The organism is Frankia sp. CeCAU1, assembly GCF_977971845.1.
This window is the reverse complement of record NZ_CDWWXA010000105.1, coordinates 11,542-17,479: the sequence shown is the minus strand read 5'-3', so window position 1 is coordinate 17,479 and position 5,938 is coordinate 11,542. Positions and strand designations below refer to the sequence as shown.

The 5,938-nt window shown below is 70.9% G+C and carries 5 protein-coding genes; all 5 read right to left on the bottom strand.

Going from position 1 to position 5,938, the window contains the following annotated elements:
• On the bottom strand, window positions 1-895 hold an 895-nt coding region (locus AC08OO_RS17045; RefSeq protein ID WP_476618758.1), incomplete at its 3' end, for an aldehyde dehydrogenase family protein.
• A 138-nt stretch (window positions 896-1,033) separates the two neighbouring features.
• Entirely contained in the window at window positions 1,034-1,963 is a 930-nt protein-coding gene (locus AC08OO_RS17040; protein ID WP_476609984.1) for a proline dehydrogenase family protein, read from the bottom strand.
• A 148-nt stretch (window positions 1,964-2,111) separates the two neighbouring features.
• Window positions 2,112-2,471 (bottom strand): DUF742 domain-containing protein, encoded by a 360-nt coding sequence (locus tag AC08OO_RS17035; RefSeq protein ID WP_476609983.1) that lies wholly within the window; start codon window positions 2,469-2,471, stop codon window positions 2,112-2,114.
• A 67-nt stretch (window positions 2,472-2,538) separates the two neighbouring features.
• A complete protein-coding gene (locus AC08OO_RS17030; protein ID WP_476609982.1) occupies window positions 2,539-2,943 on the bottom strand; it encodes a roadblock/LC7 domain-containing protein in 405 nt (134 codons plus the stop codon).
• A 130-nt stretch (window positions 2,944-3,073) separates the two neighbouring features.
• Window positions 3,074-5,857: a sensor histidine kinase gene (locus AC08OO_RS17025; protein WP_476609981.1), complete on the bottom strand. Its 2,784-nt coding sequence runs from the start codon at window positions 5,855-5,857 to the stop codon at window positions 3,074-3,076.
• Window positions 5,858-5,938: the final 81 nt, after the last annotated feature.

Genomic DNA, 5,938 nt, shown 5'->3' with positions numbered 1-5,938 from the left:
CCTTGCCACCGGTCTCCCCGACGATCCGCGGATAGGAACGGTAGCCGTCCAGATTCTCGCCGACCGCCCGCCACAGCCGGGCGAAGACGGCGGGAGAACCGGTGAAATGAACGCCGGCCAGATCCGGGTCGGAGAACACCACGTCGCTGACCGGTTCACCCGAACCGCCGACGAGGTTGATGACGCCGGGCGGCAACCCCGCCGATTCCAGCAGCCGCATCAGGAAATGCGCGGCGAACGCCTGCGTGGGAGCCGGCTTCCAGACAACAGTGTTCCCCATCAACGCCGGCGCGGTCGCCAGGTTCCCGGCGATGGCGGTGAAGTTGAACGGACTGACCGCGTAGACGAATCCCTCCAGTGGACGCAGATCCAGCCGGTTCCATTCCCCGATCCCGCTGGCCGGCACGTCGGCCAGCAACTCGGCGGCGAACATCACGTTGAACCGCCAGAAGTCGATCAGCTCGCAGGCGGCGTCGATCTCCGCCTGTTGGCAGGTCTTCGACTGGCCCAGCATGGTGGCCGCGTTCAGCGTGTCCCGCCACGGGCCGGCGAGCGCCTCCGCGGCGCGCAGGAGCACCGCGGCCCGTCCCGCGAAACCCAGATCCCGCCAGCCGGGGGCGGCCTTCTTCGCCGCGGCGACCGCCGCGGCCGCGTCCGCGTGGGTGCTCTCTCGCAGCGTTCCGAGCACCCGCCGGTATGCATGAGGCTGCACGACGTCGCGGGCCGGGCCGCCGCCGAGATGCTGGTGTCCCCCGATCGTGTTAGTCAGCTCGATGTGCTCACCGCCCAGCCGGAGCAGGGCCCGCCGCAGACTGGCACGTTCCGGGTTACCCGGGGCGTAGGAACGGGTCGGTTCGTTACGCGCGACCGGAACCGTCACCGGTCCGGTCGCCACGCGCGCTGCTTCGTCCCCTCGCACGCTCCGTCCCCCGTCCAACCGTCCCCCGTCCAACCAGCCCGCGTCTCAGCCGGCCCATAATCTCCCAGGCCCGCCCATAATCCCAGGCCCGCCGCGTCCCAGGCCCGCCGCGTCTCAGGCCCGACTCCGGAGCGCGCGGGCGGCAAGCAGCAGGTTCGTGGGTCTCTCCACCAGCCGCCGGGTCAGGTACGGCACGCAGTCCGCCCCGTAGGGCACATACACCCGCACCGTGGCCCCGGTCGACGCCAACCGCCGCTGCTCGACCGGGCGTACCCCGTACAGCAACTGGTATTCGAAGGTCGCGGGCAGGCGTCCCACGTGCTCGGCGAACCGGCCGGCGAGGTTCAGGAGGGCGGGATCGTGAGTGGCAATCATGGGATAGCCCGATCCGGTGAGCAGGATTCCCAGACAGCGGGCGTACGCGGCGGCGACGGCCGGACGTCCCTGGTAGGCCACGGCGGACGGTTCGCGGTAGGCGCCCTTGCATAGCCGCACCCGTGATCCGGCGGTGGCGAGGTCACGGCAGTCCGTCTCGGTGCGCAGAAGCTGCGCCTGCAGGACGGCGCCGACGAAGGGGAAGTCGCGACGCAGCTCCACCAGGGTGTCCAACGTCGAGTCCGTGGTGGTGTGATCCTCCATGTCCAGGGTGACCGTCGCGTTCGCCGCCGCTGCCCGCGCGCAGAGCTCGGCGGCGTTCTCGTACGACAGCTTGCGGCCGTCGCGGGGCACGGCCTGACCGAGCGCGGACAGCTTCACCGAGACGTCGAGACCGGCGGCGATCCCCGCGCGGTCGGCGAGGTCGAGCAGCCCGAGGTAGGCCAGCAGAGTGTCGGCCGCGTCCTGCGCACGGGTGATGTCCTCACCGAGCAGATCCACCGTCGCCAGGAGGCCGAGGTCCGCAAGTCCGGCTACCGCGGCGATCGCGTCCGTATCGGACGGGCCGGCGACGAAGCGATCGATGATCCCCCGGGCGAGGGGGGTACGTGTGACGAGCGCGCGGGTGAGCGGATGGCGGGACACGGGAGGCATCAGCTTTTGGATCATATCGATCGTCCCTCTGAGGCGACGTGACAGAATGAGCGCGATCCGAAGCTTCACGTAAGCTCAATGCTCTGTCCAGCCCAGCGGCGCGGAATGCCGCGCCGTCTCAGAGCGCGCCGTCTCAGAGCGCGCCGTCTCAGAGCGCGCCGTCTCAGATGCGACGCAGGCCGGCGAGTACCCGGTCGAGCAACTCGAGCTGCGGGGCTCCCGTCGGCATGGTGAGCTGGGAGATCTCTACCAGGCGGTCCGCCGCCGCGTCGGCGACGAGCACGCGGACGACGCCCACGGGCAAACGCAGCTCGGCCGCGATCTCGATCACCGACTGAGGATGCACGCACATCGCGACGATCGACTTCTGTTCGAGAAGCAGGACGGACAGCCGCCCGCGGCCGAGCGGTGTCGTGGTCACCATGGCCTCAAGCGCCAGCAGACGGGACGGGCGCGCCCGGCCGCGGGTCGCCGTGTACGGCCGCACAAGCTCGCCCGACGGCTCCACCGCGTCCCCGTTCACGTGATCACCTGATCACCTGGTCATGGGGGTATGGGGTCATGGGGGATGTCACCTGGTGGACACCTGGTCACACACTTTCGCGGCGGGCCGGGGTGAGCGCCTCCCGGGTCCGGGCGACGAGCACCGTCATCTCGTACCCTACGAGCCCGATATCGCAGGTGTTGGTGGCGAGCACGGCCAGATAGGACCCCTCCCCGACTGCCATGAGCAGCAGCGAACCCTGGGCCATCTCGACGATGGTCTGGGTGACCTGGCCGCCGTCCACGAAGTCGGCGGCGGCCAGGGTCAGGCTGAACAGACCGGACGCGAGAGAACCCAGCCGTTCCGCCCGCTCCCGCGGGAAACCAGTGCAGACGGCGAGGAGATGCCCGTCCGAGGACGCGACGATCGCATTGGCCACGCCGGGCACGAAGTCGACGAAGTTGTTGACGAGCCAGTCGAGCGAGGGATGCTCGGGATCCGCGCGGGTCACGTGTCCTCCAGACTATGCGAATCAGGCGGTGCGAATCAGGCGGTGCGAATCAGGCGGTGCGAATCAGGCGGTGCGGTGTCCGCGCGCAGGCAGGAAGGGTGCGGATGGTCATCCGTCGCAGCCAGGCTCGTCAGGGGTCTCCCTTGACACCACGAGCATGGTGAACGCCTTCGTACAGTCGGCTCAGGCGGCCGCGGATCCGTTCGGGCGCCACCGTCTGCCGCTCCGGGGCCGGCGTGAGCGCCGCTGCCGGGCCGGAAAGGTCGGGACCGGCAGCGGGGGGGCGAGCGGTCGCGGACCTGGACGGGGGCGTGCCCAACGGGTCCGGGCCGAGGAGCCCGTGGGTCTTCGGGGCGCGGATCGGCAGCCCGGAGGGGGTCCTGGGACCGTCTGGCCCGATGGGGGGGTGGTCACTCACCGCCGCTTCGCCCGAGCCCGGTGCCCCACCGACGGTTATCGCCCCGCCTGACCGTGCCGCCCCACCGGCCGCTGAGGGCTCAAGGGGCGCGGGCGGCTCAAGGGGCGCGGGCGGGATGCGCTCCGCGGAACGCGACGGTGCCGGATCTCGCGTGAACCAGTTGAACTTCTGCTCGGGGACCTCGGAGGTCCCGGGGACCTCGGAGGGCTCGGGCGACCGCACCGCGGCGGCGCGCATCCTTCTGTCCGCCCCACGCTCGCGCCGACGACGGAGCGCGGCCACCGCCTCCTCTATCGGAGGCAGGGCGGCCCCGCTCTCCGATCCCGTGGCGGCGCCCGGACGCGACCCGCCACCCGCCTCGGCCGCGGTGGGCAGGTCGGCGTCGTCGGCAAGCTCGTCAACGACGTCGAGATCGACACCGCGCGGCCGGAACCACTCCTCGGTCGGTGTGTAGGAGGTGTAGGAGCCGAGAGCGGCCGGCGGCGTATCGGGACCGCCGAGCGACCCCGCAGGCCCCGCAGGCCCGTAACCGTTCAGGCCCGTCGCACCGGGCCCCGCCAGGCCGGGAGCCGCCAGGCCGTTGCCATGAGACGCGCTGCCATGAGACGCGCTGCCCGCGACGAGCAGCACGGCGGGCAGATGGACGAGCGCGCGAACCCCGCCGGTATCCGAGCGTGCCAGCCGCACCGCGATGTCGTGCCGCGCCGCCAGACGGGCCACGACGAACAGGCCGAGGCGTTGGGCGATCGAGAAGTCGAACACCGGAGGCTCGGCCAGCCGCTGGTTGGCTGCGGTCAGCTCCTTCTCCGACATCCCGAGGCCGGCGTCGTCGATGATGATGAGCAGTCCGCCGTCGTCAAGGCGGGACGCCGCGAGGTCGACCGCGAGGTATGGCGGGGAGAACTGGGCGGCGTTCTCCAGCAGCTCGGCGACGAGGTGGACGACGTGGTTGACGGAGTCGGCGGCAACCTGCACCTCCGGCACCTCGATGATCTGGATCCGTTCGTACTGCTCGATCTCGCCGATTGCGGCCTGCAGCACGTCACCCAGCGGTACCGGACCCGCCCGGCGGCGGCCCGGGCCGGCCCCCGCGAGCACGAGCAGGTTCTCGCTGTTGCGACGCATCCGGGTCGCCAGGTGGTCGAGCTTGAACAGGTTCTCCAGCTGGAGGGGGTTCTCCTCGCTGGCCTCCAGCCGGTCGATGAGCGCGATCTGCCGTTCGATGAGGCTCTGGCTGCGCCGGGACAGGCTCAGGAACAGGGTGTTGACGTTGCGCCGCAGGCCGGCCTGTTCGGTGGCCAGCCGCACCGCCTCGTGCTGCAGCTCGTCGAAGGTGCGCGCGACCTCGCCGATCTCGTCGCGGGAGTCGACGGCGATGGACCGGATCGTCGTGTCGACCTGGTCCGGGTACGCGGTTTGCAGCTGCTCGATCAGGCGGGGAAGGCGCTCGTGGGCGACGTCGAGAGCGCCCGTCCGCAGCCTGCGCAGGGGGCCGGTCATCGTGCGCGCGATCGCCAGCGTCCACACGATCGCACCGGCCATGATAGTGATAATCAGCGCGCCGAGGATGGCGGTTCGCTCCCAGGCGGTGGAGCGCAGGTCGCTCGCGGACCCGATGACGCCGTCGAGCAGTCCGGTCTCGACGGTGCGCAGTAGCTCGATGTGGGTGGTGCTGGCCGCGAACCACTGGTCGGGATCGATGCCGAGGTCGGGCAGCCGCTGACGCTGGATGGCACGGTCGGAGGTGCGCTTGACCGTCAGCACCGCCTGACCGTTGACGATCTGATCATAGCGGGTCCGGTCGCTGGGTCGGGCTGCGGCGCGGAACGCGTCCTGGGCCGTCTGCTCCTCGGCGAGGAGACCGGACATCCGTTCGGCAGCGCCGAAGTCGAACCGGCCGGTGAGGGCCGCAGCGTAGAGCTGACCGCGGATCTGGGAGTTGATCTCCTTGATGGTCGACAGGTCATTGAGGACCGTGGTGGCGTAGCGGAGCTCGTCGTCGTCCCGGTCCTGCCCGATCCGGCGGTCGAAGGCGAGCAGGCGGCTGATCGTGGTCGAGTACTCACTCAGGATCGCGCCGATGGGCAGCTTCCCGCCCCGGACGGCCTGACGCAGCGCGGGTAGTGCGGCGATGCTCTGCCGCACCCGCACGGACAGCGGGGAGGCCCCTCGGCCGAGACGGCCGGAGGAGGACCCCAGCGAGGCCTGGAAACGGGTTAGCACCTTGTCCACGACACGCTGCTCGGTGTTCAGCCGGTCGGCCAGCGCCCTGCTGGTCGGGGCGGCGCCACGCCCGCTCATGATGAAGCCCGCGGCGAGATCCCGTTCGAGCTGCATCTCGTGCACCGCCGCGGTCACATCCCGGCCGAGCCTCGCCGCGGTCACCCCGTGACCGTAGCTGGCCGCGTCGGACAGCCAGGTCACGCCGGCGAGAATCGCTACCGCCAGGAAGGCCGCCATGGGCACCGCCAAGGCCGCGAAGAGCTTCCCGCGCACGGGGAGGTCGTGCAGGCGCGGTCGCCGCCACGGACGCGATCGGAACTCCCCCGCCCCGGTCGTAGCCACGGCGGGGGCCCC

Excerpts from the sequence above, each read along its gene's own strand:
- AC08OO_RS17040 (WP_476609984.1), bottom strand. The coding sequence starts at position 1,963 with ATGATCCAAAAGCTGATGCCTCCCGTGTCCCGCCATCCGCTCACCCGC.